Annotated in this window: 24 protein-coding genes, 2 tRNA genes, 3 rRNA genes, 1 other RNA gene and 1 pseudogene; 30 read left to right on the top strand and 1 reads right to left on the bottom strand. The window is 42.6% G+C overall.

The features are described 5' to 3' along the window. Window positions 1-123 precede the first annotated feature (123 nt). The 17 genes from ACT17O_RS00690 (at window position 124) to ACT17O_RS00610 (ending at window position 14,415) form a co-directional block, all read left to right on the top strand. A 16S ribosomal RNA gene (locus tag ACT17O_RS00690) occupies window positions 124-1,670 on the top strand. A 51-nt stretch (window positions 1,671-1,721) separates the two neighbouring features. Beyond that, window positions 1,722-1,794: transfer RNA gene (locus ACT17O_RS00685), tRNA-Ala, on the top strand. Window positions 1,795-1,916: 122 nt separating this feature from the next. Continuing rightward, a 23S ribosomal RNA gene (locus ACT17O_RS00680) occupies window positions 1,917-4,819 on the top strand. 77 nt (window positions 4,820-4,896) lie between these two features. After that, window positions 4,897-5,012, top strand: a 5S ribosomal RNA gene (gene rrf, locus ACT17O_RS00675). The 16S, 23S and 5S rRNA genes sit together here with 2 tRNA genes alongside, the layout of an rRNA operon. Window positions 5,013-5,017: 5 nt before the next feature. Further along, a tRNA-Asn gene (locus tag ACT17O_RS00670) sits at window positions 5,018-5,091 on the top strand. Between the two features lie 208 nt (window positions 5,092-5,299). After that, window positions 5,300-5,536 carry a sigma(X)-activator ComW gene (gene comW / locus ACT17O_RS00665; RefSeq protein ID WP_268711680.1) on the top strand — a complete coding sequence of 79 codons (237 nt, stop codon included), beginning with the start codon at window positions 5,300-5,302 and terminating at the stop codon, window positions 5,534-5,536. Window positions 5,537-5,777: 241 nt separating this feature from the next. Next, window positions 5,778-7,064, top strand: a complete 1,287-nt coding sequence (locus ACT17O_RS00660) for an adenylosuccinate synthase (protein WP_444817521.1) — start codon at window positions 5,778-5,780, stop codon at window positions 7,062-7,064. A gap of 200 nt (window positions 7,065-7,264) precedes the next feature. Next, a complete protein-coding gene (tadA, locus tag ACT17O_RS00655) occupies window positions 7,265-7,732 on the top strand; it encodes a tRNA adenosine(34) deaminase TadA (protein ID WP_049484226.1) in 468 nt (155 codons plus the stop codon). Window positions 7,733-7,764: 32 nt separating this feature from the next. Then, window positions 7,765-7,858: signal recognition particle sRNA small type (ffs, locus tag ACT17O_RS00650), an RNA gene on the top strand. A gap of 59 nt (window positions 7,859-7,917) precedes the next feature. Beyond that, entirely contained in the window at window positions 7,918-8,361 is a 444-nt protein-coding gene (locus tag ACT17O_RS00645) for a dUTP diphosphatase (protein WP_444817520.1), read from the top strand. Window positions 8,362-8,370: 9 nt separating this feature from the next. After that, window positions 8,371-8,838 carry an isochorismatase family cysteine hydrolase gene (locus ACT17O_RS00640; protein WP_000796429.1) on the top strand — a complete coding sequence of 156 codons (468 nt, stop codon included), beginning with the start codon at window positions 8,371-8,373 and terminating at the stop codon, window positions 8,836-8,838. Between the two features lie 20 nt (window positions 8,839-8,858). After that, window positions 8,859-10,196, top strand: coding sequence for a DNA repair protein RadA (radA, locus tag ACT17O_RS00635; protein WP_444817850.1), 1,338 nt, complete (start codon window positions 8,859-8,861; stop codon window positions 10,194-10,196). Between the two features lie 72 nt (window positions 10,197-10,268). Continuing rightward, complete coding sequence (locus tag ACT17O_RS00630; protein WP_172843656.1) at window positions 10,269-10,763, top strand: beta-class carbonic anhydrase; 495 nt, start codon at window positions 10,269-10,271, stop codon at window positions 10,761-10,763. A gap of 213 nt (window positions 10,764-10,976) precedes the next feature. Further along, entirely contained in the window at window positions 10,977-11,945 is a 969-nt protein-coding gene (locus ACT17O_RS00625) for a ribose-phosphate diphosphokinase (protein WP_000010174.1), read from the top strand. A 340-nt stretch (window positions 11,946-12,285) separates the two neighbouring features. Further along, window positions 12,286-12,933 carry an amylase-binding adhesin AbpA gene (gene abpA / locus ACT17O_RS00620; RefSeq protein WP_139658198.1) on the top strand — a complete coding sequence of 216 codons (648 nt, stop codon included), beginning with the start codon at window positions 12,286-12,288 and terminating at the stop codon, window positions 12,931-12,933. 93 nt (window positions 12,934-13,026) lie between these two features. Beyond that, window positions 13,027-13,860, top strand: a complete 834-nt coding sequence (gene srtB / locus ACT17O_RS00615; RefSeq protein WP_444817519.1) for a class B sortase, LPKTxAVK-specific — start codon at window positions 13,027-13,029, stop codon at window positions 13,858-13,860. Window positions 13,861-13,977: 117 nt separating this feature from the next. Beyond that, entirely contained in the window at window positions 13,978-14,415 is a 438-nt protein-coding gene (locus tag ACT17O_RS00610) for a CoA-binding protein (protein WP_125457771.1), read from the top strand. A gap of 28 nt (window positions 14,416-14,443) precedes the next feature. Here ACT17O_RS00610 and ACT17O_RS00605 read toward each other — a convergent pair whose 3' ends face one another. Beyond that, window positions 14,444-15,454 carry a YeiH family protein gene (locus ACT17O_RS00605; RefSeq protein WP_444817518.1) on the bottom strand — a complete coding sequence of 337 codons (1,011 nt, stop codon included), beginning with the start codon at window positions 15,452-15,454 and terminating at the stop codon, window positions 14,444-14,446. A gap of 151 nt (window positions 15,455-15,605) precedes the next feature. Between ACT17O_RS00605 and ACT17O_RS00600 the strand changes: the two genes are divergently transcribed. From ACT17O_RS00600 to purC, 13 genes and pseudogenes are all read left to right on the top strand, one after another. Then, window positions 15,606-16,775, top strand: a complete 1,170-nt coding sequence (locus ACT17O_RS00600) for a pyridoxal phosphate-dependent aminotransferase (protein WP_444817517.1) — start codon at window positions 15,606-15,608, stop codon at window positions 16,773-16,775. Continuing rightward, window positions 16,772-17,542, top strand: coding sequence for a DNA repair protein RecO (gene recO / locus ACT17O_RS00595; protein WP_444817516.1), 771 nt, complete (start codon window positions 16,772-16,774; stop codon window positions 17,540-17,542). Before ACT17O_RS00600 ends, recO begins: the two co-directional genes overlap by 4 nt. Continuing rightward, complete coding sequence (gene plsX, locus ACT17O_RS00590; protein WP_444817515.1) at window positions 17,539-18,531, top strand: phosphate acyltransferase PlsX; 993 nt, start codon at window positions 17,539-17,541, stop codon at window positions 18,529-18,531. Before recO ends, plsX begins: the two co-directional genes overlap by 4 nt. Window positions 18,532-18,537: 6 nt before the next feature. After that, a complete protein-coding gene (locus tag ACT17O_RS00585) occupies window positions 18,538-18,774 on the top strand; it encodes an acyl carrier protein (RefSeq protein ID WP_000136435.1) in 237 nt (78 codons plus the stop codon). Window positions 18,775-19,085: 311 nt separating this feature from the next. After that, on the top strand, window positions 19,086-19,229 hold the full coding sequence (locus ACT17O_RS00580; protein WP_000180838.1) for a class IIb bacteriocin, lactobin A/cerein 7B family: 144 nt from the start codon (window positions 19,086-19,088) through the stop codon (window positions 19,227-19,229). A gap of 17 nt (window positions 19,230-19,246) precedes the next feature. Beyond that, window positions 19,247-19,396: a class IIb bacteriocin, lactobin A/cerein 7B family gene (locus ACT17O_RS00575; protein WP_033629144.1), complete on the top strand. Its 150-nt coding sequence runs from the start codon at window positions 19,247-19,249 to the stop codon at window positions 19,394-19,396. Window positions 19,397-19,408: 12 nt separating this feature from the next. Beyond that, window positions 19,409-19,585, top strand: a complete 177-nt coding sequence (locus ACT17O_RS00570) for a hypothetical protein (RefSeq protein WP_180364430.1) — start codon at window positions 19,409-19,411, stop codon at window positions 19,583-19,585. Between the two features lie 136 nt (window positions 19,586-19,721). After that, window positions 19,722-19,877 (top strand): hypothetical protein, encoded by a 156-nt coding sequence (locus ACT17O_RS00565; RefSeq protein ID WP_180364431.1) that lies wholly within the window; start codon window positions 19,722-19,724, stop codon window positions 19,875-19,877. 24 nt (window positions 19,878-19,901) lie between these two features. Continuing rightward, window positions 19,902-20,114 (top strand): hypothetical protein, encoded by a 213-nt coding sequence (locus ACT17O_RS00560; RefSeq protein ID WP_042768877.1) that lies wholly within the window; start codon window positions 19,902-19,904, stop codon window positions 20,112-20,114. A 377-nt stretch (window positions 20,115-20,491) separates the two neighbouring features. Beyond that, window positions 20,492-20,687: pseudogene (locus ACT17O_RS00555) on the top strand (hypothetical protein). A 163-nt stretch (window positions 20,688-20,850) separates the two neighbouring features. Then, complete coding sequence (comA, locus tag ACT17O_RS00550) at window positions 20,851-23,004, top strand: peptide cleavage/export ABC transporter ComA (RefSeq protein ID WP_444817514.1); 2,154 nt, start codon at window positions 20,851-20,853, stop codon at window positions 23,002-23,004. A 12-nt stretch (window positions 23,005-23,016) separates the two neighbouring features. Continuing rightward, window positions 23,017-24,366, top strand: coding sequence for a competence pheromone export protein ComB (comB, locus tag ACT17O_RS00545; protein WP_444817513.1), 1,350 nt, complete (start codon window positions 23,017-23,019; stop codon window positions 24,364-24,366). Window positions 24,367-24,534: 168 nt separating this feature from the next. Then, window positions 24,535-25,242 carry a phosphoribosylaminoimidazolesuccinocarboxamide synthase gene (gene purC, locus ACT17O_RS00540; RefSeq protein ID WP_268705939.1) on the top strand — a complete coding sequence of 236 codons (708 nt, stop codon included), beginning with the start codon at window positions 24,535-24,537 and terminating at the stop codon, window positions 25,240-25,242. The last annotated feature ends 13 nt before the right edge of the window (window positions 25,243-25,255 follow it).

Here is a 25,255-nt window from a genome sequence, read left to right as displayed (position 1 = left end):
CAAAGACCTTTGAAAACTGAACAAGACGAACCAATGTGCAGGGCACTATAACTGAGGTTATAGTACTGAACAATGAAAAAACAATAAATCTGTCAGTGACAGAAATGAGTGAGAACTCAAACTTTTAATGAGAGTTTGATCCTGGCTCAGGACGAACGCTGGCGGCGTGCCTAATACATGCAAGTAGAACGCTGAAGGAGGAGCTTGCTCTTCTGGATGAGTTGCGAACGGGTGAGTAACGCGTAGGTAACCTGCCTGGTAGCGGGGGATAACTATTGGAAACGATAGCTAATACCGCATAAGAGTAGATGTCGCATGACATTTGCTTAAAAGGTGCAATTGCATCACTACCAGATGGACCTGCGTTGTATTAGCTAGTTGGTGAGGTAACGGCTCACCAAGGCAACGATACATAGCCGACCTGAGAGGGTGATCGGCCACACTGGGACTGAGACACGGCCCAGACTCCTACGGGAGGCAGCAGTAGGGAATCTTCGGCAATGGACGGAAGTCTGACCGAGCAACGCCGCGTGAGTGAAGAAGGTTTTCGGATCGTAAAGCTCTGTTGTAAGAGAAGAACGAGTGTGAGAGTGGAAAGTTCACACTGTGACGGTATCTTACCAGAAAGGGACGGCTAACTACGTGCCAGCAGCCGCGGTAATACGTAGGTCCCGAGCGTTGTCCGGATTTATTGGGCGTAAAGCGAGCGCAGGCGGTTAGATAAGTCTGAAGTTAAAGGCTGTGGCTTAACCATAGTACGCTTTGGAAACTGTTTAACTTGAGTGCAAGAGGGGAGAGTGGAATTCCATGTGTAGCGGTGAAATGCGTAGATATATGGAGGAACACCGGTGGCGAAAGCGGCTCTCTGGCTTGTAACTGACGCTGAGGCTCGAAAGCGTGGGGAGCAAACAGGATTAGATACCCTGGTAGTCCACGCCGTAAACGATGAGTGCTAGGTGTTAGACCCTTTCCGGGGTTTAGTGCCGCAGCTAACGCATTAAGCACTCCGCCTGGGGAGTACGACCGCAAGGTTGAAACTCAAAGGAATTGACGGGGGCCCGCACAAGCGGTGGAGCATGTGGTTTAATTCGAAGCAACGCGAAGAACCTTACCAGGTCTTGACATCCCTCTGACCGCTCTAGAGATAGAGTTTTCCTTCGGGACAGAGGTGACAGGTGGTGCATGGTTGTCGTCAGCTCGTGTCGTGAGATGTTGGGTTAAGTCCCGCAACGAGCGCAACCCCTATTGTTAGTTGCCATCATTCAGTTGGGCACTCTAGCGAGACTGCCGGTAATAAACCGGAGGAAGGTGGGGATGACGTCAAATCATCATGCCCCTTATGACCTGGGCTACACACGTGCTACAATGGCTGGTACAACGAGTCGCAAGCCGGTGACGGCAAGCTAATCTCTTAAAGCCAGTCTCAGTTCGGATTGTAGGCTGCAACTCGCCTACATGAAGTCGGAATCGCTAGTAATCGCGGATCAGCACGCCGCGGTGAATACGTTCCCGGGCCTTGTACACACCGCCCGTCACACCACGAGAGTTTGTAACACCCGAAGTCGGTGAGGTAACCATTTAGGAGCCAGCCGCCTAAGGTGGGATAGATGATTGGGGTGAAGTCGTAACAAGGTAGCCGTATCGGAAGGTGCGGCTGGATCACCTCCTTTCTAAGGATAAGGAACTGCACATTGGTCTTGTTTAGTCTTGAGAGGTCTTGTGGGGCCTTAGCTCAGCTGGGAGAGCGCCTGCTTTGCACGCAGGAGGTCAGCGGTTCGATCCCGCTAGGCTCCATTGGTGAGAGATCACCAAGTAATGCACATTGAAAATTGAATATCTATATCAAATAGTAACAAGAAAATAAACCGAAACGCTGTAGTATTAAAAGAGTTTATGACTGAAAGGTCAAAAAATAAGGTTAAGTTAATAAGGGCGCACGGTGGATGCCTTGGCACTAGGAGCCGAAGAAGGACGTGACAAACGACGATATGCCTTGGGTAGCTGTAAGTAAGCGATGATCCAGGGATTTCCGAATGGGGGAACCCAACAGGTACTACCTGTTACCCGCATCTGTTAAGGATGTGAGGAGGAAGACGCAGTGAACTGAAACATCTAAGTAGCTGCAGGAAGAGAAAGCAAAAGCGATTGCCTTAGTAGCGGCGAGCGAAACGGCAGGAGGGCAAACCGAAGAGTTTACTCTTCGGGGTTGTAGGACTGCAATGTGGACTCAAAGATTATAGAAGAATGATTTGGGAAGATCAGCCAAAGAGAGTAATAGCCTCGTATTTAAAATAGTCTTTGTACCTAGCAGTATCCTGAGTACGGCGGGACACGTGAAATCCCGTCGGAATCTGGGAGGACCATCTCCCAACCCTAAATACTCCCTAGTGACCGATAGTGAACCAGTACCGTGAGGGAAAGGTGAAAAGCACCCCGGGAGGGGAGTGAAATAGAACCTGAAACCGTGTGCCTACAACAAGTTCGAGCCCGTTAATGGGTGAGAGCGTGCCTTTTGTAGAATGAACCGGCGAGTTACGATATGATGCGAGGTTAAGTTGAAGAGACGGAGCCGCAGGGAAACCGAGTCTGAATAGGGCGCTTTAGTATCATGTCGTAGACCCGAAACCATGTGACCTACCCATGAGCAGGTTGAAGGTGCGGTAAGACGCACTGGAGGACCGAACCAGGGCACGTTGAAAAGTGCTTGGATGACTTGTGGGTAGCGGAGAAATTCCAAACGAACTTGGAGATAGCTGGTTCTCTCCGAAATAGCTTTAGGGCTAGCGTCGACATAAAGATTCTTGGAGGTAGAGCACTGTTTGGGTGAGGGGTCCATCCCGGATTACCAATCTCAGATAAACTCCGAATGCCAATGAATTATGGTCGGCAGTCAGACTGCGAGTGCTAAGATCCGTAGTCGAAAGGGAAACAGCCCAGACCACCAGCTAAGGTCCCAAAATAATTGTTAAGTGGAAAAGGATGTGGGGTTGCACAGACAACTAGGATGTTAGCTTAGAAGCAGCTATTCATTCAAAGAGTGCGTAATAGCTCACTAGTCGAGTGACCCTGCGCCGAAAATGTACCGGGGCTAAAACAATTTACCGAAGCTGTGGATACCTTTATAGGTATGGTAGGAGAGCGTTCTATGTGTGAAGAAGGTATACCGTGAGGAGTGCTGGAACGCATAGAAGTGAGAATGCCGGTATGAGTAGCGAAAGACAGGTGAGAATCCTGTCCACCGTAAGACTAAGGTTTCCAGGGGAAGGCTCGTCCGCCCTGGGTTAGTCGGGACCTAAGGAGAGACCGAAAGGTGTATCCGATGGACAACAGGTTGATATTCCTGTACTAGAGTATGTAGTGATGGAGGGACGCAGTAGGCTAACTAAAGCAGACGAATGGAAGTGTCTGTCTAAGCAGTGAGGTGTGAATTGAGTCAAATGCTTAATTCTATAACATTGAGCTGTGATGGGGAGCGAAGTTTAGTAGCGAAGTTAGTGACGTCACACTGCCAAGAAAAGCTTCTAGCGTTTAAACATACTCTACCCGTACCGCAAACCGACACAGGTAGTCGAGGCGAGTAGCCTCAGGTGAGCGAGAGAACTCTCGTTAAGGAACTCGGCAAAATGACCCCGTAACTTCGGGAGAAGGGGTGCTGACTTTAGGTCAGCCGCAGTGAATAGGCCCAAGCAACTGTTTATCAAAAACACAGCTCTCTGCTAAATCGTAAGATGATGTATAGGGGGTGACGCCTGCCCGGTGCTGGAAGGTTAAGAGGAGTGCTTAGGAGTAATCCGAAGGTATGAATTGAAGCCCCAGTAAACGGCGGCCGTAACTATAACGGTCCTAAGGTAGCGAAATTCCTTGTCGGGTAAGTTCCGACCCGCACGAAAGGCGTAATGATTTGGGCACTGTCTCAACGAGAGACTCGGTGAAATTTTAGTACCTGTGAAGATGCAGGTTACCCGCGACAGGACGGAAAGACCCCATGGAGCTTTACTGCAGTTTGATATTGAGTGTCTGTACCACATGTACAGGATAGGTAGGAGTCTAAGAGATCGGGACGCCAGTTTCGAAGGAGACGTTGTTGGGATACTACCCTTGTGTTATGGCCACTCTAACCCGGATAGGTTATCCCTATCGGAGACAGTGTCTGACGGGCAGTTTGACTGGGGCGGTCGCCTCCTAAAAGGTAACGGAGGCGCCCAAAGGTTCCCTCAGAATGGTTGGAAATCATTCGCAGAGTGTAAAGGTATAAGGGAGCTTGACTGCGAGAGCTACAACTCGAGCAGGGACGAAAGTCGGGCTTAGTGATCCGGTGGTTCCGTATGGAAGGGCCATCGCTCAACGGATAAAAGCTACCCTGGGGATAACAGGCTTATCTCCCCCAAGAGTTCACATCGACGGGGAGGTTTGGCACCTCGATGTCGGCTCGTCGCATCCTGGGGCTGTAGTCGGTCCCAAGGGTTGGGCTGTTCGCCCATTAAAGCGGCACGCGAGCTGGGTTCAGAACGTCGTGAGACAGTTCGGTCCCTATCCGTCGCGGGCGTAGGAAATTTGAGAGGATCTGCTCCTAGTACGAGAGGACCAGAGTGGACTTACCGCTGGTGTACCAGTTGTCTTGCCAAAGGCATCGCTGGGTAGCTATGTAGGGAAGGGATAAACGCTGAAAGCATCTAAGTGTGAAACCCACCTCAAGATGAGATTTCCCATGATTTTATATCAGTAAGAGCCCTGAGAGATGATCAGGTAGATAGGTTAGAAGTGGAAGTGTGGCGACACATGTAGCGGACTAATACTAATAGCTCGAGGACTTATCCAAAGTAACTGAGAATATGAAAGTGGACGGTTTTCTTGGTATTTGATAGATATTCAATTTTGAGTAGGTATTACTCAGAGTTAAGTGACGATAGCCTAGGAGATACACCTGTACCCATGCCGAACACAGCAGTTAAGCCCTAGAACGCCGGAAGTAGTTGGGGGTTGCCCCCTGTGAGATATGGAAGTCGCTTAGCTTTTATCCGCCATAGCTCAGTTGGTAGTAGCGCATGACTGTTAATCATGATGTCGTAGGTTCGAGTCCTACTGGCGGAGTATAGATTGAAACGTTCAATTGAGCGTTTTTTTATTTATAAATATAGTGGATTGTTGAAATTTCAAATTTTAATTTTTAAATCTGTAATTACCTCTTTATTTTATTTTCAGTTCGTTTAGCTTTAAATTCTTCTTTTATAGGATTTGAAGCTTTTTTAGTTCTTTTTTTTGTTAGACTAGTGTTACTAATAAGAAAGGGAATTTTTATATGATTCAAAAATTTTATGATCGAGCATTTGTCTTTTTGAAACTAGTTGAACAAGAATATGCCTCTTTAGGCCAGAGTTGTTCAGAGTGGGAATCACTTCATCTTCGTTTTTTACTATATTACTTAATCCGATTTAAAATAAAAAGTGATAGGGACTTTTCACTATATCACTTTAAAACAGCTTATCGTCTATATCTAGATAAATTCCTGCAAGGTGGTACAACTATTATCCAATAGGAAGCATCTATATCATAATTACGAACGATAGTTGTAGCTAGTTTTTAAAAAATATAGAATTAGCTTATAATCAAAGGCTTTTGTATTTAGAAATGAAAGAATTTCCAAATCTTTTCTACTGTTTCTTCTTGATAAAATAGTGTTTTTTTCTTATAATAAACTGTAAGATATAATTGCGGGTGAAATTCCTGCCATGTATATGAGAAAGGACGAGCTCCTAGTAGCTCAGACGAATTTTATTATGACTTCAGTTGTTGTTGTAGGTACCCAATGGGGTGATGAAGGTAAAGGGAAAATTACTGATTTTCTTTCTGCTAATGCAGAGGTAATTGCTCGTTATCAAGGTGGTGATAATGCTGGTCACACGATTGTGATTGATGGTAAGAAATTTAAGTTGCACTTGATTCCATCTGGAATTTTCTTTCCTGAAAAAATCTCTGTTATTGGGAATGGGATGGTTGTAAACCCTAAATCTCTAGTAAAAGAGTTGACTTATCTTCATGAAGAAGGTGTGACAACTGATAACTTGCGTATTTCTGATCGTGCGCATGTTATTTTGCCTTATCACATTGAGTTGGATCGCTTGCAGGAAGAAGCTAAGGGAGTTAACAAGATTGGGACTACAATTAAAGGGATTGGTCCAGCCTATATGGATAAGGCAGCCCGTGTAGGTATCCGTATTGCAGATCTTTTGGATAAGGATATTTTCCGTGAACGCTTGGAACGCAATCTTGCGGAAAAGAATCGTCTGTTTGAAAAATTGTATGACAGTACTCCTATTTCAATTGATGATATTTTTGAAGAGTATTATGAATATGGTCAACAAATCAAGAAGTATGTGACAGATACGTCTGTTATCTTGAATGATGCGCTTGATAATGGCAAACGTGTGCTGTTTGAAGGTGCGCAAGGTGTTATGCTAGATATCGACCAAGGTACGTATCCATTTGTTACGTCGTCAAACCCTGTCGCTGGTGGTGTGACAATTGGGTCTGGTGTTGGTCCAAGTAAGATTGACAAGGTTGTAGGTGTATGTAAAGCCTACACAAGTCGTGTAGGAGATGGACCTTTCCCAACTGAATTATTTGATGAAGTAGGGGATCGCATTCGCGAAGTAGGTCATGAATACGGTACAACAACTGGCCGTCCACGTCGTGTAGGTTGGTTTGACTCAGTTGTGATGCGTCACAGCCGCCGTGTATCTGGGATTACCAATCTTTCATTGAACTCTATCGATGTTTTGAGTGGTTTGGATACTGTGAAAATCTGTGTGGCCTATGATCTTGATGGTCAACGTATTGATTACTATCCTGCTAGTCTTGAGCAGTTGAAACGTTGCAAGCCTATCTATGAGGAATTGCCAGGTTGGTCAGAAGACATCACTGGAGTCCGTAATTTAGAAGACCTTCCTGAGAATGCACGTAACTATGTTCGTCGTGTAAGCGAGTTGGTTGGTGTTCGTATCTCAACTTTCTCAGTAGGTCCTGGTCGTGAACAAACTAATATTTTAGAAAGTGTTTGGTCATAGGAGATTTTTAAGATTAGTTTAAGACAGGTTGGGTATACTATAGACAGTTACAAGAAGACCTCCTAACTTGTTGTAACAAATATCCTAAACTTTTCTTTTTCATAATAATCTCCCTATTAAGTCACCGCATTCGGTGGCTTTTTTTGTGTTGAGAATCATGATATAATAATAAAATCGACAAGTAGGAAAAGAGAAGAACGATGAATTATACAGTTGAAGAAAAAGAAGCCTTTATGAGAGAGGCTTTGAGAGAGGCTGAGATTGCCTTAGAACACGATGAAATTCCAATTGGTTGTGTGATTGTCAAGGATGGAGAAATCATTGGTAGGGGGCATAATGCGCGCGAGGAGTTGCAACGGGCGGTCATGCATGCAGAAATCATGGCTATAGAGAATGCGAATGTGAGTGAGGAGAGCTGGCGCCTGCTCGATTGTACGCTTTTTGTGACCATTGAGCCTTGTGTCATGTGTAGCGGGGCGATTGGGCTTGCCCGTATTCCAAACGTAGTCTACGGGGCTAAAAATCAGAAATTTGGTGCAGTTGGGAGCTTGTACGATATTTTGACAGATGAGCGTCTCAATCATCGTGTAGAGGTAGAAACGGGAATTTTGGAAGATGACTGTGCAGCGATTATGCAGGACTTTTTCCGAAATCGACGGAAAAAATAATTTCTCTTTAAAAACCGAGGGGAATGTGGTATAATAAATAGTGGAGCAACAGTTCTGCGTGAAGCGGGTCAGGGGAGGAATCCAGCAGCCCTAAGCGATGTGAATTGTGTGCTCTTTTTTCGTGCTTTTTTCGAATAAATAAGATAAAATAGCCTAGAATAAATGATTATAGAAAAGAGAAAAATATGAAAATTCGTGGTTTTGAATTGGTTTCGAGTTTTACAGATGAAAATTTGTTACCTAAGCGTGAGACAGCTCACGCGGCTGGTTATGATTTAAAGGTTGCTGTGCGTACGGTTATTGCGCCAGGAGAGATTGTTCTCGTCCCAACGGGTGTTAAGGCTTATATGCAGCCGACTGAGGTGCTCTATCTTTATGACCGTTCATCAAATCCTCGTAAAAAAGGTTTGGTCTTAATCAACTCTGTTGGCGTTATTGATGGAGACTATTATGGTAATCCTGGGAATGAGGGGCATATCTTTGCTCAGATGAAGAATATCACAGATCAAGAAGTTGTTCTTGAAGTTGGAGAACGTGTAGTTCAGGCTGTCTTTGCACCATTTTTAATCGCGGATGGAGATGAAGCAGCTGGCGTGCGAACTGGTGGATTTGGGTCAACAGGGAAATAGAGGAATAAAATGGCAGACTATTTATTAGTTGTAGACATGCAGTCAGATTATGTTGCTGTAGGAAAAGCATATCATGAAGAACTGACTGCAGCTGTAAATGACAAAATTGCTGCTTATCCCAGTGACCGAGTTATCTATATTCTCAATCGTTTTTTCTGGGAGAGAAAAGATAGAAAGAAGAAATTTGCGACCGGCTTGCTCCTTGTATCTTCTCGTATCTTTGAGAAGCGTCGGGCTTCTTGCTTTACTAATCCAGATTTAAAAGATTTTTTAGAGGGAAACGGTGCTAAAAGCATAGAGTTTATAGGGGTAGATGGCAATGGCTGTGTTAAGGCTTCCGTTTTGGCAGCTGTCAAGGAGAATTATCAGGTTTCTGTCGATTTGTCTGCTGTCGGAGTTGTCAACCAGAAGAAATTTCAAAATACATTGTATAAGTGGCGCTCTATAGGAGTTGCAGTAGAAGGAGAATCATCATAGCTAAAAAAAAATCAACTTTTATTTGTCAAAATTGTGAATATAATTCACCTAAGTATCTAGGGCGTTGTCCTAACTGTGGGTCTTGGTCTTCTTTTGTAGAAGAGGTTGAGGTTGCCGAGGTCAAGAATGCACGAGTGTCCTTGACAGGTGAAAAAACCAAGCCTATGAAACTGGCTGAGGTGACTTCCATCAATGTCAATCGAACCAAGACGGATATGGAGGAATTCAACCGTGTGCTTGGAGGCGGAGTGGTACCGGGGAGTCTCGTTCTTATCGGTGGGGATCCAGGAATCGGGAAATCAACCCTTCTCCTACAAGTTTCAACGCAGCTGTCACAAGTGGGTACGGTTCTCTATGTCAGTGGGGAGGAGTCTGCCCAGCAGATTAAGTTACGGGCAGAGCGCTTGGGAGATATTGATAGTGAGTTTTATCTCTATGCAGAGACCAATATGCAGAGCGTTCGCGCAGAAGTAGAAAGAATTCAGCCAGACTTCCTCATTGTTGACTCCATCCAGACGATTATGTCTCCTGAGATTTCAGGGGTGCAAGGGTCTGTGTCTCAGGTGCGTGAGGTGACCGCTGAGCTTATGCAGCTGGCTAAGACCAATAACATTGCCATCTTTATCGTAGGGCATGTGACCAAGGAAGGGACCTTGGCTGGTCCGCGTATGTTGGAGCATATGGTGGATACGGTGCTTTACTTTGAAGGGGAGCGCCACCATACCTTCCGTATTTTGAGGGCAGTCAAAAACCGTTTTGGTTCCACTAATGAGATTGGGATTTTTGAGATGCAGTCGGGTGGATTGGTTGAGGTACTCAATCCGAGTCAAGTTTTCCTAGAGGAGCGTTTGGATGGGGCTACTGGCTCGTCAATCGTTGTGACCATGGAAGGGACCCGTCCGATTTTGGCGGAGGTTCAGGCTTTGGTAACACCAACCATGTTTGGAAATGCTAAACGTACGACGACTGGACTTGATTTCAATCGTGCAAGTCTGATTATGGCTGTTTTGGAAAAACGAGCAGGGCTTCTCTTGCAAAACCAGGATGCCTATCTCAAATCTGCTGGTGGCGTGAAATTGGATGAGCCTGCTATTGACTTAGCCGTTGCAGTGGCTATTGCCTCTAGTTACAAGGACAAGCCTACCAATCCTCAGGAATGTTTTGTGGGTGAACTGGGCTTGACCGGAGAAATTCGGCGCGTGAATCGTATCGAACAACGTATCAATGAAGCGGCAAAATTGGGCTTTACCAAGATTTATGTACCCAAGAATTCCTTGACAGGAATCACTCCACCCAAGGAAATTGAGGTCATTGGTGTGACGACTATTCAGGAAGTTTTGAAAAAGGTCTTTGCATAATCCGTGACAAATCCTCTTAAAAATGATAAGATAGGAGAAATATTTGATTATCAAATTTTTAAGGGGGAAAACGTGTCGTATTTTGAACAGTTTATGAAAGCCAATCAGGCTTATGTTGCCCTACATGGGCAGTTAAATTTGCCACTTAAACCCAAAACCAGAGTAGCGATCGTGACCTGCATGGACTCGCGTCTACACGTTGCCCATGCTCTTGGTTTGGCCCTTGGGGATGCTCATATCTTGCGGAATGCGGGTGGTCGAGTAACTGAGGACATGATTCGTTCTCTGGTGATCTCTCAGCAACAAATGGGCACACGTGAAATTGTGGTGCTTCACCATACAGACTGTGGAGCTCAGACCTTTCAAAATGAGGCTTTTCAAGAGCATTTGAAGCACGAACTCGGGGTTGATGTGTTTGATCAAGATTTTTTACCATTCCAGGATGTTGAAGAGAGTGTGAGAGAGGATATGCAATTGCTTCGAGAATCTCCACTGATTCCTGATGATGTGGTTATTTCAGGTGCTGTCTATGATGTGGATACAGGGAGTATGAGAGAAGTATACTAACTTTGTCTCGAAAAAATTTCATCCTAGCATAAAATCGATTGTTAAAATGTAGGATTTTTAGTTTTAATATAGCTAATATAAAATAGCAAAAAACAAGGGTATAAATGTTTACTCTTGTTTTATTTTTGATTGAAAAATAAAGGAAAAAGCGCTACAATGGTAGATGGAAAATGTTGTGTAAAAACAAGTGATACATAAATACCGGAGGAAATCATGTCTTTTTCTGATTTAAAGCTGTTTGCCCTTTCTTCTAATAGAGAATTGGCAGAGCGTGTGGCGCAAGAAATTGGGATAGAGTTGGGGAAATCGACTGTTCGCCAATTTTCAGATGGAGAGATTCAAGTCAACATCGAAGAATCAATCCGTGGAAAACACGTCTTTATCCTACAATCAACTAGTTCACCTGTAAATGATAATTTACTTGAAATTTTGATTATGGTGGACGCATTGAAGCGTGCTAGTGCAGAATCTGTCAATGTTGTTATGCCTTACTATGGCTATGCACGTCAGGATAGAAAAGCGCGCGCGCGTGAGCCAATCACTGCAAAGCTCGTTGCAAACATGCTAGAAGTTGCTGGGGTAGATCGTTTGTTGACGATTGATTTGCACGCTGCACAGATTCAGGGATTCTTTGATATTCCCGTAGATCACTTGATGGGTGCTCCATTGATTGCGGACTATTTTGAACGTCGTGGCATGGTTGGCTCTGACTACGTGGTTGTCAGCCCAGACCATGGTGGGGTGACTCGTGCTCGTAAATTGGCAGAGTTTTTGAAAACTCCGATTGCGATTATTGACAAACGCCGTAGTGTAGACAAGATGAATACCAGTGAAGTGATGAACATCATTGGTAAGGTAGAAGGTAAGACTTGTATCTTGATTGACGATATGATCGATACAGCTGGAACTATTTGTCATGCGGCGGATGCTCTTGCTGAAGCAGGTGCTGTTGAAGTTTACGCAAGCTGTACGCACCCAGTACTTTCAGGACCAGCTATGGACAATATCCAAAAATCAGCTATTAAAAAATTGGTTGTTTTGGATACTATCTACCTACCAGAAGAGCGTTTGATTGATAAGATTGAACAAATTTCGATTGCTCATCTTCTAGGCGATGCTATTATCCGTATCCACGAAAAACGTCCTCTTTCTCCCCTATTTTGTATTGAGAAAAAGATTTAAAACTTACAACTGAAAATATGCGAGTAATAATGGTAGAGGATATAATAGTAATGAAAACTTTGTTTTAGAATATATTATAAGAGATTCTAAACAGAGATTTAATAAATCCATAAATCTAAAGAAGTTCCAGTATATATTGTTCGTTTTTTGCGAATGATCTATTAGTTAGCATAGATCAAAAACGCTTTCTTCTTTTATGTAACGAAATTTCAACTTACTTTATTAGATTTTTTTAAAAAAATTAAAAAAAATACTTGACAATCACCATATATGTGATATACTTTAGGTAATAGGGCAAGGCCTTATAAATTAAATAAGAAATTAAAGAGGAGATAAAACAATGAAAAAAGTTTTATTGTCATCAGTAGCAGCTCTTGCAGTATTTTCTGCAGCAGCCCCAGCGTTTGCAGATATCAATGGTGGAGCTAACACTCCTGGAGCATATGATTCACGTGAAGCATATGAAAACCAATCTGAATTTGTAAGTGCTCGTACAGTTGAAGAGTACCTTAGCGCTCATGCAGCAGAAATCAAAGCTCAAGCAGCAGCTGATCCAGCAGTTGTAGCAGCTAAGAAAGAATTTGATGCTGTCGAAGGTGGATCACACCTTTATGGTGAAAAGAAAGCAGCTTATGAGGCAGCTTACAATACTGCATTCTTGAATGTACGTAATGAATATGTACAAAAATTCCAAGAAGTTCAAAATTCAGCGAAGAAAGCTGAAGGTAAATACTACATCTTGAACGAAACTCCAGAACAAAAGAATGCTCGTTACGAGAAAGAACATGGTAAAGCAGCAGCTGATCAAGCAGCACCTGGTCAAGCAGCACCTGGTCAAGCAGCAGCTGATAAGCCATCAGCTAAACCTGAAGAAGGTAAACCAGGTGTAGCTGATCAAGCTAAAAAATCTGCTGAAGCAGCTAAAAAAGCTGGTGTAGATGCAAAAGCTGGTCAAAAAGCTCTTCCAAAAACACACGCTGCTAAATAATTCATTTATTTGGTGAAGTATCCTATCACTGAAACTTTGTTTCAGTGATTTTTTTGATAATAGATATATAGTAGAATAGTTGAAGGAGAAAAAATGAGTAAACGTTCTAAAAAAACCAAAGCATCCATTTGGAAAATTATTCTCTCCGTGCTTACAGTAGCGCTTGTTGCAATAGGTGGTTATTTTGTATTTAATGGTTTTACAACTCCAAAGGGAACAACTAACGAACCAGAAGTTACTCAGGGAGCATCGAAACCGGCCTATGTTGTTAGTGCAGAAGAAAAAGAATATCTTTCAAATAGATTTAAGGGCTTAACTGCAACTAATTCTGAAACAATTGCTTATGTTTATGCTCCTGGTACACAGTTAGACGAGCCTGTTGTTCAAACAAAGGACAATGAGACTTATCTAAATAAGACCTTTGAAGGTGAACAGGTGCCTTATTTGGGTGCAGTATTCATGGATGCTGATAATAAGAAAGATTTTAGTGATCATTTAACTTGGTTATTTGGTCATGCTAGAGGTAGTAAAGTTGGTGATCATCGTATGTTTAATGATGTGAACTACTATAGTCGTCAAGAATATTTTAATGAGCACCCTTATGTTGTTGTTGAAACACCTGAGAGGAAGTATTACTACGAAGCTGTTGCGATGATTATTGTACCAGAAGAAACAGCCTTCTATCGTACTAGTTTTGAAGATGATAAAGATTTTGAAAAACAGTTAACTACTATTTATGATACAGCAGAGGTTAAGAAACCAAATGTAAAAGTAGCTGCTACAGATAAGTATCTTGTTCTCTCAACTTGTCGTGAAGAGGATGATACTATTCGTGCTAATCTCTATCTTCGCCAAATTCCTGATTCAGAGATGGATGAGTTTGTGAAGCAACATGGTGATCAGCTTGCATACAAAGCAACTAGATAGGATAAAATAAATAATTTTTTAACTTCTTAAATCTGCTTAAAGGATTTAAGAAGTTTTTTATGTTAAAAATAGTCAGTATTTGTGAAATATGCTATACTGAGAAAAAGGAGGATTTCTATGAGTCAAGAATTTATCAATCCAAGTGATGGTGTGATCCGTCAGTATCTGGAGACCAGTAAAACGTTAGCGGTAGTGGGCTTGTCTGACCGTGAGGAAACAACTAGTAATCGAGTGACCAAGGAAATGCAAGCTCGGGGCTATAAAATCATTCCAGTTAATCCCAAGGCTGCAGGTGGAGAAATTTTGGGAGAGAAGGCTTATGCGAGTCTAGTTGAGATTCCTTTTCCTGTGGACATTGTCAATGTATACCGACGGAGCGAGTTTTTACCAGATGTGGCGCGTGATTTTCTCAAGGCAGATGCCAAGATTTTCTGGGCGCAATTAGGACTTGAAAATCTAGAAGCGGAAGAAATCTTGCGTGCTGGAGGATGCGATGACATCGTGATGAATCGCTGTATTAAGAGAGAACATACTCGCTTAATTCTTGAGCAATAAAAAGGTAGCCATGGGCTACCTTTTTATTTTATAAAGTACCAATCAATGCTTGCATGACAAGACTGGTGAGGATGATAGCAATCCAGCAAAGTGCTCCAAGAAGAATGGATTTACCGCTGGATTTGACCATGGCAATCAGATTGGTTTTGAGACCGATGGCACTCATAGCCATGATAATGAGAAATTTGGAGAGTTGTTTGAGAGGGGTGAAGAAGCTACTAGACACGCCGAGAGAGGTGAGAAGAGTCGTTAAGAGAGAGGCTAGAATGAAATAAAGGATAAAAAGTGGGAAGACTTTTTTTAGTTGGAAATCTTGACTGTTTTTTTGTTGGCGACTTTGCCAGTAGGAGAGAAAGAGAGTGATGGGAATGATTGCTAAGGTGCGCGTGAGTTTCACAATGGTTGCAGATTCAAGGGTATTGGTCTGATAAAGACTGTCCCAGGAGCTGGCGGTAGCCGTTACAGAAGAAGTATCATTGACCGCAGTTCCTGCAAAGAGGGCGAAGCCATCATTGGATAAGTGAAGCCAGGTTCCTAGAGTTGGAAAGATGAGTGCAGCCAAGACATTGAAGAAAAAGATAACGGAAATGGCTTGGGCTACTTCTTTTTCCTTGGCATGGATAACGGGCGCTGTCGCAGCAATGGCAGAACCACCGCAGATAGAAGATCCCACTCCAATCAAGGTAGCCAGTTTTGTGTCTAGCGCAAAGAAACGCTGGAAGAGGTAGGCAACGATTAAGGAAATCGAAATGGTGGAAAGGATGACAGGGAGTGAAGTTTGTCCAACTGCGAAGACTTGCGAGATATTGAGACCAAAACCTAGTAAGATAACGGCATACTGGAGCAATTTCTTGGAACTAAAGGTCAAACCTGCGTCTAGTTGTTTGTAGGGTGAGAGCCAGGGGTGGAGGAGCATTCCTGCAAAAATTGCAAAGACAGGTGCCCCCACGATGGGGAAAAATCCTCCCAGGAACCAAGATGCGATAGAAATGAGAAGGCAGGCCAAGATTCCTGCTCCATTTTTTGATAAAAATGACATATAAACCTCCAAAAATAAGCACTTATTATTATAGTCCTGTCGAGAAGAAAAGTAAAACAGAAAGTGAAAAATGCAGGTTTCAGATGGATTTTGCGATCAGGGAGCTTTTGTAGTATAATAGTACTATGTTCTGTAAGCAAGGGGGATATCTATGGACTTAACCAAGCGCTTTAATAAACAGTTAGACAAGATTCAAGTTTCCTTGATTCGCCAGTTTGACCAGGCTATTTCAGAGATTCCTGGGGTCTTGCGTTTGACCTTGGGGGAACCTGATTTTACAACGCCAGATCATGTCAAGGAGGCAGCCAAGCGGGCCATTGACCAGAACCAATCCTACTATACAGGGATGAGCGGTTTACTGACCTTGCGCCAGGCTGCTAGCGACTTTGTAAAAGAAAAATACCAGCTAGATTATAATCCTGAAAATGAAATTTTGGTTACAATTGGGGCGACAGAGGCTTTATCTGCTACTTTGACGGCTATTTTGGAAGAGGGGGACAAGGTGCTCTTGCCAGCTCCTGCCTATCCAGGTTATGAGCCGATTGTCAATCTGGTTGGGGCAGAGATTGTTGAGATTGATACAACTGAAAATGGTTTTGTCTTGACTCCTGAGATGTTGGAAAAGGCCATTCTGGAGCAAGGGGATAAACTCAAAGCAGTTATTCTCAACTATCCAGCCAATCCGACAGGAATTACCTATAGTCGGGAGCAGTTGGAAGCCTTGGCAGACGTTTTACGCAAGTATGAGATTTTTGTGATCTGTGATGAGGTCTACTCAGAATTAACCTATACAGGGGAAGCTCATGTATCTCTGGGAACTATGCTGAGAGACCAGGCTATTATTATTAATGGCTTATCTAAATCGCATGCTATGACAGGTTGGCGTTTAGGCTTTATCTTTGCTCCTGCAGCTTTCACAGCTCAGTTAATCAAGAGTCACCAATATTTGGTTACTGCCGCAAATACCATGGCGCAACATGCTGCGGTGGAGGCCTTGACGGCTGGTAAAAACGACGCAGAGCCTATGAAGAAGGAATACATTCAGCGTCGAGATTATATCATCGAAAAGATGACTGCTCTTGGTTTTGAGATTATCAAACCAGATGGGGCCTTCTATATCTTTGCTAAGATTCCAGCAGGTTACAATCAAGACTCCTTTGCTTTTCTCAAGGATTTTGCCCAGAAGAAGGCTGTTGCCTTTATCCCTGGCGCAGCCTTTGGACGTTACGGAGAAGGCTATGTGCGTCTGTCCTATGCAGCTAGCATGGAAACGATCAGAGAGGCCATGAAACGACTTGAGGAGTACATGAGAGAAGCATGATTCAGTCTATCACGAGTCAAGGCTTGGTGCTCTACAATCGTAACTTTCGTGAGGATGACAAGCTAGTCAAAATTTTTACCGAGCAGGCGGGCAAGCGCATGTTTTTCGTCAAACACGCTGGCCAGTCCAAACTAGCTCCTGTTATTCAGCCCTTGGTGTTGGCACGATTTCTCTTGCGAATCAATGATGACGGGCTTAGCTACATCGAGGACTACCATGAGGTGATGACCTTTCCCAAGATTAATAGTGATCTCTTTGTCATGGCCTATGCAACCTATGTGGCTGCCCTTGCAGATGCTAGTTTGCAGGATAATCAGCAGGATGCTCCCTTGTTTGCTTTCTTGAGGAAGACTCTGGAGTTGATGGAAGCAGGCTTGGATTATCAGGTTTTGACCAATATTTTTGAAATTCAAATCTTGACTCGATTTGGAATCAGCCTTAATTTTAATGAGTGTGTCTTTTGCCATCGGGTGGGTCAGGCCTTTGACTTTTCTTTTAAATATGGAGCCTGCCTTTGCCCAGAGCATTATCATGAAGATGAGAGACGTTGTCATCTCAATCCCAATATCCCTTATCTGCTCAATCAATTTCAAGCCATTGATTTTGAAACCTTGGAGACTATTTCGCTTAAGGCCGAAATCAAGCAAGACTTGCGCAAGTTTATGGATCAACTCTACGAAGAGTATGTTGGGGTTCACCTAAAATCAAAGAAATTCATTGATTCCCTGGCAGACTGGGGACAATTACTAAAAGAGGAAGACAAATGAAAAAAATCGCAGTAGATGCTATGGGGGGCGATTACGCACCTCAAGCCATCGTTGAGGGTGTCAATCAAGCCCTTGCTGACTTTTCAGATATTGAGATTCAACTCTACGGAGATGAAAGTAAAATCAAGCAATATCTAACAGCTACAGAGCGAGTTAGCATCATCCATACAGATGAGAAAATTGACTCAGACGATGAGCCGACAAAAGCTATCCGTAAGAAGAAAAATGCCAGCATGGTATTAGCAGCCAAGGCAGTCAAAGAGGGAGAAGCAGACGCCGTCCTCTCAGCTGGGAATACAGGTGCCTTGTTGGCTGCAGGATTCTTCATTGTGGGTCGTATCAAGAATATCGATCGTCCAGGACTCATGTCTACCTTGCCGACCATCGATGGAAAAGGCTTTGATATGCTAGATCTCGGTGCCAATGCAGAAAATACAGCCCATCATCTGCACCAATACGCTGTCCTAGGTTCCTTCTATGCGAAAAATGTTCGTGGGATTTCGAAACCACGTGTTGGTTTGCTCAACAATGGAACAGAAAGCAGCAAGGGAGATCCGCTTCGTAAGGAAACATACGACTTGCTAGTAGCTGATCAAAGTTTGAACTTTGTTGGAAACGTGGAAGCGCGTGATCTGATGAATGGCGTTGCGGATGTTGTCGTAACAGATGGTTTCACGGGAAACGCTGTTCTCAAATCTATTGAAGGTACAGCTTTGGGAATCATGGGCTTACTTAAAAATGCTATTACGGGTGGTGGCCTTCGAGCGAAGCTAGGTGCTCTACTTCTCAAGGATAGTCTTAAGGGGTTGAAGACACAGCTCAACTATTCAGATGTTGGAGGAGCAGTTTTGTTTGGTGTCAAGGCGCCAGTTGTAAAAACTCATGGCTCCAGTGATGCCAAGGCTGTGTACAGTACGATTCGTCAGATTCGTACCATGCTAGAAACAGACGTAGTTGCTCAAACTGCGCGTGAATTTTCAGGAGAATAAAAAAAGATGACAGAAAAAGAAATTTTTGACCGTATTGTAACCATTATCCAAGAGCGACAGGGAGAAGACTTTGCCGTAACAGAGGCCTTAAGTTTGAAAGACGATCTAGATGCGGACTCAGTGGATTTGATGGAGTTTGTCTTGACACTAGAAGATGAATTTGGTATCGAAATCACTGATGAGGAAATCGACCAACTTCAAAGTGTAGCGGATGTAGTAGCGATTATTAAAGATAAAAAATAGGAAAAAGCAACATGCAAGTCATGTTGTTTTTTTATTTGCAGAAAAAGGGAAACTTTTAGTAGAAATTGCGAATAAAGAGATGAGAAAGAAAAAGGAGGAACGTTTATGTATGTGACCGGTTTTTATCCGTGGTTCATTAAGTGGTTTTTAAAATAAAAATGAATGAATTGTTCGTTTTCTAATTGTTTTTCGAATAAATAGGTAAGGAAAAAGGAAGGAGAGAAGAAAATGATTTCAGTAATTTACCCAATCTGGTTTTTAAAATGGTTTAAAGCCTAGAAACCGTAAACTAAAAATAAAGGAGAAAACAAATGACAAACTTTGACAACATGGAACAGAACTTTGTAGCTCTTACGGAAGAAGAGTTGACGGATGTGAATGGGGGGTCGGTTACCGCTGTAGTTGTAGGAGGTGTCTTACTAATTGGTGGTATTGCTTGGGGCTATTTTATGTAATAATAAGGAGAGAAAAAATGAATTTAAATAAATGGACAGAATTGACAGAAGAAGAATTGATGAATACAGAAGGTGGCTTAATTACCATAGCCACGATTGCTGGAGGAGTAGCAATTTTCCTTGGTGGTCGATTAATTGGTCAAGATTTAAAACGTAAATTTGGATAAAAGTAGACTTGTATGAAAAATCTAAAAAATGTAATGGGAGCAGTTCTAATTATTTTTGGAGTGCTTTGCATATTGGGAGATTTAAATGTAATCACCTTTAATGTTGAAAAATATTTCCAAACAGAATTAGTTGTTCCGATGCTTATTTTGATGATGAGTTACTTGGATTCAGCTAAAGACAAGGTTTAAAGAGAACTATTTTTAGTGTATGGCAACTGCTATTTTAGTTACTATTAATGAAATAAGAACTAATTTAGGAATAGTAGGGCTTTTGATTGGAGTAGCTATTGGATTAGCCAGCATTATTTAAAAAGGAGAGAGAAAAATGAAAGAAATGGATGAAAAATTTGATATCATGACAGAAGAAGATTTGGCTCTTACTGAAGGAGGCTTCATTGTCACTACTTCCACAGCAATAGCTTGGGGTGTATTAGGAGTAGCTTCTTATATGTATGGGCGTTATCTAGGAAGTAAACGTTAAGCTAAATATAGAAGGAAATTAACTATGAATCGTAACCTAAATCTCAATACATTGTTACCTAAGCTAGCCACTATACTACCTTTGTTAGGCATAGGTCTTAATCTTACGCTTCATCTAATTCGTACGGGTTCGCTAGTATCTTTTGATTGGCAATGGAGTTTAATAGGTTTGATTGCTGCAGGCTATTTTGGTATTTTTTGTAAGGATTTGAAGAAAAATAATCAAAACTATAAATGATGAATCTGAATGGAAAGGATTTTGTGCATGTAAATGGCGGAGTTTTTCCGCCTTGTTTTATCCAGAGACTTGTCCGATTCTGCTTAGTTTGTTTTATGGAGGATACAAGTACAAAACAACAGATAGTAAGATTGGGAATTGATGGAACATCAGATTGGAGTTTGAGATGAAAGTCGTTCAATTACTACAAAAAGCTTGGCCAGAGACCACTGTATTATTTAGCTCGATGGCTTATCTAATTATTAGAATCGTGGCCGATATAAACAAGATACATCTACCTACATGGTTTGAATATTTTGATCTACTTACGATCTCCTTGTTTTTAGTGGTATTTATTTTACTGTATCGGGGCCAAGGAGAAAGAAAAGGAGAATAGAATGATTAGGATTGTAAAATATTTTCTACTATATTATTTTCCTATTTTTAATGAATATTTTCATCTTTACGATTCTAGCAACTCTTGGATTTCAGCTAACAATGAGTGAAAGTAGTTATCTGGTGCCACCTGCGTTTGCGTTTATCGTTTTATACGCCATTCACAAAAGAAGTGGGAAAGGCAAGAAATCTGTGTAATTGAATATTCTAGGCAGGACTCTTGTTCTGCCTATTTTCTTTGGTAAAAGTGCTGTTCAGGTGAGAATATTGTTTTTTCAGAAATAATTCCCCTATTCCTTCCTTGTTTGGTTACAATAATCTTACAAATTTTTAAAGAGATTGTTAGAAAAAGGAGATGGATATGAAATTTGGGAAAAGACACTATCGCCCTCAGGTGGATCAGATGGATTGCGGCGTGGCTTCCTTGGCCATGGTATTTGGCTACTACGGTAGTTATTACTCCTTGGCTCACCTGCGAGAGTTAGCCAAGACGACCATGGATGGGACGACTGCCTTGGGTTTGGTCAAGGTGGCAGAGGAGATTGGCTTTGAAACGCGAGCTATCAAGGCGGATATGACGCTCTTTGATCTGCCAGATATGACCTTTCCGTTTGTGGCTCATGTGCTCAAGGAAGGGAAGTTGCTCCACTACTATGTGGTGACAGGTAAGGATAAAAAGCACATTCATATCGCTGATCCGGATCCTGGTGTCAAGCTGACTAAGATTTCCCGTGAGCGATTTGCGCAAGAGTGGACAGGAGTTAGTATTTTTATGGCACCATCACCGGACTACAAACCTCATAAGGAGAAAAAACAGGGACTCCTATCCTTCTTGCCGATCTTACTCAAGCAGCGTGGCTTAATTACCAATATCGTCCTAGCGACACTCTTGGTAACCTTGATCAATATCGTGGGTTCCTACTATCTTCAGTCCATCATTGATAGTTACGTGCCAGACCAGATGCGCTCGACACTGGGTATTATCTCTATTGGGCTGGTCATCGTCTATATTCTCCAGCAAATTTTGTCCTACGCGCAGGAATATCTCCTACTGATCCTTGGGCAACGCTTGTCGATTGACGTTATTTTGTCCTACATCAAGCATGTTTTTCACCTGCCAATGTCCTTTTTTGCGACACGCAGGACAGGAGAAATCGTGTCTCGTTTTACAGATGCCAACAGTATCATCGATGCGCTGGCGTCGACCATTCTGTCGATTTTCCTAGATGTGTCGACGATTTTGATTATCTCGCTTGTCCTGTTTTCACAAAATATGACGCTCTTTTTCATTAATCTGCTTGCGTTTCCCATCTATACAGTGATCATCTTTGCTTTTATGAAGCCTTTTGAAAGGATGAATCGTGATACCATGGAAGCTAATGCGGTTCTGTCTTCTTCTATCATCGAGGACATCAACGGCATTGAGACCATTAAATCTTTGACCAGTGAGAGTTCGCGCTATCAAAAGATTGATAAGGAATTTGTGGCTTATCTAAAAAAATCTTTTACCTATAGTCGGGCAGAAAGCCAGCAAAAGGCTCTGAAAAAAGTTGCCCAGCTCCTGCTCAATGTTGCCGTTCTCTGGCTGGGAGCTATTCTTGTCATGGATGGGAAAATGAGTTTGGGGCAATTGATTACCTATAATACTTTGCTTATTTACTTTACCAATCCTTTGGAAAATATCATTAATCTGCAAACCAAACTTCAGACAGCGCAGGTTGCCAATAACCGTCTGAACGAGGTCTATCTGGTAGCTTCGGAGTTTGAGGAGAAGAAAACAGTCGAAGATTTGAGCATGATGAAGGGAGATATGACCTTTACGCAGGTTCACTATAAGTATGGCTATGGTCGTGACGTCTTGTCGGATATCAATTTGACCATTCCCCAAGGGTCTAAGATGGCTTTTGTGGGGATTTCAGGGTCAGGTAAGACGACCTTGGCCAAGATGATGGTTAATTTCTACGATCCTAGTCAGGGAGAGATTAGTCTGGGTGGTGTCAATCTCAATCAGATTGACAAAAAGGCCTTGCGCCAGTACATCAACTATCTGCCTCAACAGCCCTATGTCTTTAACGGAACGATTTTGGAGAATCTTCTCCTTGGAGCCAAGGAGGGGACTACTCAAGAAGATATCTTACGGGCGGTCGAATTGGCAGAGATTCGGGAGGACATTGAGCGCATGCCACTGAATTACCAGACAGAATTGACTTCGGATGGGGCAGGTATTTCTGGGGGGCAACGACAACGAATCGCTTTGGCGCGTGCTCTTTTAACGGATGCGCCTGTTCTGATATTGGACGAGGCGACCAGCAGTCTGGATATCTTGACAGAGAAGCGGATCGTGGATAATCTCATGACACTAGACAAGACCCTTATTTTCATCGCCCACCGCTTGACAATTGCTGAGCGGACAGAGAAGGTTGTTGTCTTGGATCAGGGCAAGATTGTCGAAGAAGGTACCCATGCAGACTTGCTTGCACAGGATGGCTTTTATACCCATTTGGTGAATAGCTAGAAAGAGGAGAGGATGAAACCAGAATTTTTAGAAAGTGCGGAGTTTTATAATCGTCGTTACCATAATTTTTCCAGTCGGGTGATTTTACCTATGTCGCTTCTGCTCGTGTTTCTGCTAGGATTTGCAGTCTTTGCAGAGAAGGAAATTAGTTTGTCTACCAGAGCCACTGTCGAACCTAGTCGGATCATTGCTAACATCCAGTCGACTAGCAATCAACGCATTGTGGGCAACTATCTGGAAGAAAACAAGTTGGTTAAGCAAGGAGATCTGCTCGTTCAGTACCAGCAAGGGGCGGAGGCTGTCCAGGTTGAGACATATGCCAGTCAATTGGAGATGTTAAAGGATCAAAAAAAGCAGTTGGGGTATTTGCAATCCAGTTTGAAAGAGGGGAGTGATCAATTTCCAGAGGCAGATAAGTTTGGATATCAGGAGATGTTTCGAGACTATCTCAGCCAAGCTAGTAGTCTGAGGAGCAATATTTCACAGCAAAATGCCAGCATTTCCTCTCAAAATGCGGCGGCCAGTCAGAGCCAGGCCGAGATTGGTAATCTTATCAGCCAAACAGAGGATAAAATCCGAGATTATAAAACAGCTAAGTCGGCGATTGAAACAGGAGCTCAACTGGACAGTCAAAATCCAGCCTACTCTTTCTATCAGATCTATAAAAACCAAGCTGGAGATGATTCGCAAGCTAAATCGCAAGTTATTGCACAGGTGGATGCACAAATTGCTCAGCTAGAGTCTAGTTTAGCTACTTATCGTGTGCAATATGCGGGTTCTGGAGCTCAACAAGCCCACGCAACGGGACTAGATAGTCAACTAGAATCGCTCAAGTCTCAGTACTTAGTCAAAGTCGGTCAGGAATTAACTCTTTTGGATCAGAAAATTTTGGAGGCGGAATCAGGTAAGAAGGTCCAAGGAGGTCTGCTGGACAAGGGGAAAATTACAGCAAGTGAGGATGGGGTGCTTCACCTTAATCCTGAAACCAGTGATTCTACAATGGTTGCAGAGGGGACATTGCTAGCCCAACTCTATCCATCCTTGGAAAAAGAAGGAAAAACCAAACTTACAGCCTATCTCAGTTCAAAAGATGTTGCTAGAGTTAAGATTGGGGACTCTGTCCGTTATACTACGACTAATGATGCCAAGAATCAAATTTTCCTGGATTCTACGATTACGAGTATTGATGCGACAGCTACAAAGACTGAACAAGGAAATTTCTTTAAAATTGAGGCAGAGACCCATCTGACTTCTGAGCAGGCTACAACACTTCGTTATGGTTTAGAAGGCCGTTTGCAGATGATTACGGGAAAGAAAAGCTATTTGCGCTATTATTGGGATCAATTTTTGAACAGAGAATAATGATTGTTTTTTTTAGAGATAACTGATTGAAAAACTGTAAGACAAAGGTGTTTTGCAGTTTTTTCTTTACGCAACAAGTGCCATTTTGTTAATAGTTCGTAAAAATCTTGAATTTTTGTTTGTTTTGTGGTAGAATGTGCTCAAGTAATACGAAAGGCGAACTTTAAAATGTCAAAAAAACTTATCTATTCGGGAAAAGCCAAGGATATCTATACAACTGAGGATGAAAATCTCATTATTTCAACTTACAAGGACCAGGCGACTGCTTTTAACGGTGTCAAGAAGGAGCAGATTGCGGGCAAGGGAGTGTTAAATAATCAGATTTCATCTTTTATTTTTGAGAAATTAAATGCGGCTGGTGTAGCGACTCACTTTGTGGAGAAAATTTCGGATACGGAACAACTCAATAAAAAGGTGGAGATTATTCCTTTGGAAGTTGTGCTCCGCAACTACACGGCTGGTTCCTTTTCAAAACGTTTTGGCGTAGAAGAAGGTATCGCATTTGAGACTCCAATTGTCGAATTTTACTATAAAAATGATGATTTGGATGATCCCTTTATCAATGATGAGCATGTGAAATTCCTAAAAATTGCGGATGACCAGCAGATTGCTTACTTGAAAGAAGAAACCCGTCGTATCAATGAGCTCTTGAAAGCTTGGTTTGCTGAGATTGGTCTTAAATTGATTGACTTTAAGCTAGAGTTCGGTTTTGACAAGGATGGCAAGATTATCTTGGCAGACGAGTTTTCACCAGATAACTGCCGTTTGTGGGATGCAGATGGCAACCACATGGATAAGGATGTTTTCCGTAGGGGATTGGGAGAACTAACTGATGTTTACGAGATTGTCTGGGAAAAGTTGCAAGGTTTAAAATAACACCTTCAAGGTC

Origin of the sequence: Streptococcus sp. HJ1, assembly GCF_052399005.1 — a bacterium.
Classification (GTDB): domain Bacteria; phylum Bacillota; class Bacilli; order Lactobacillales; family Streptococcaceae; genus Streptococcus.
Note: the sequence above shows the minus strand (reverse complement) of the source record. Positions and strands in the feature narration are given on the sequence as shown.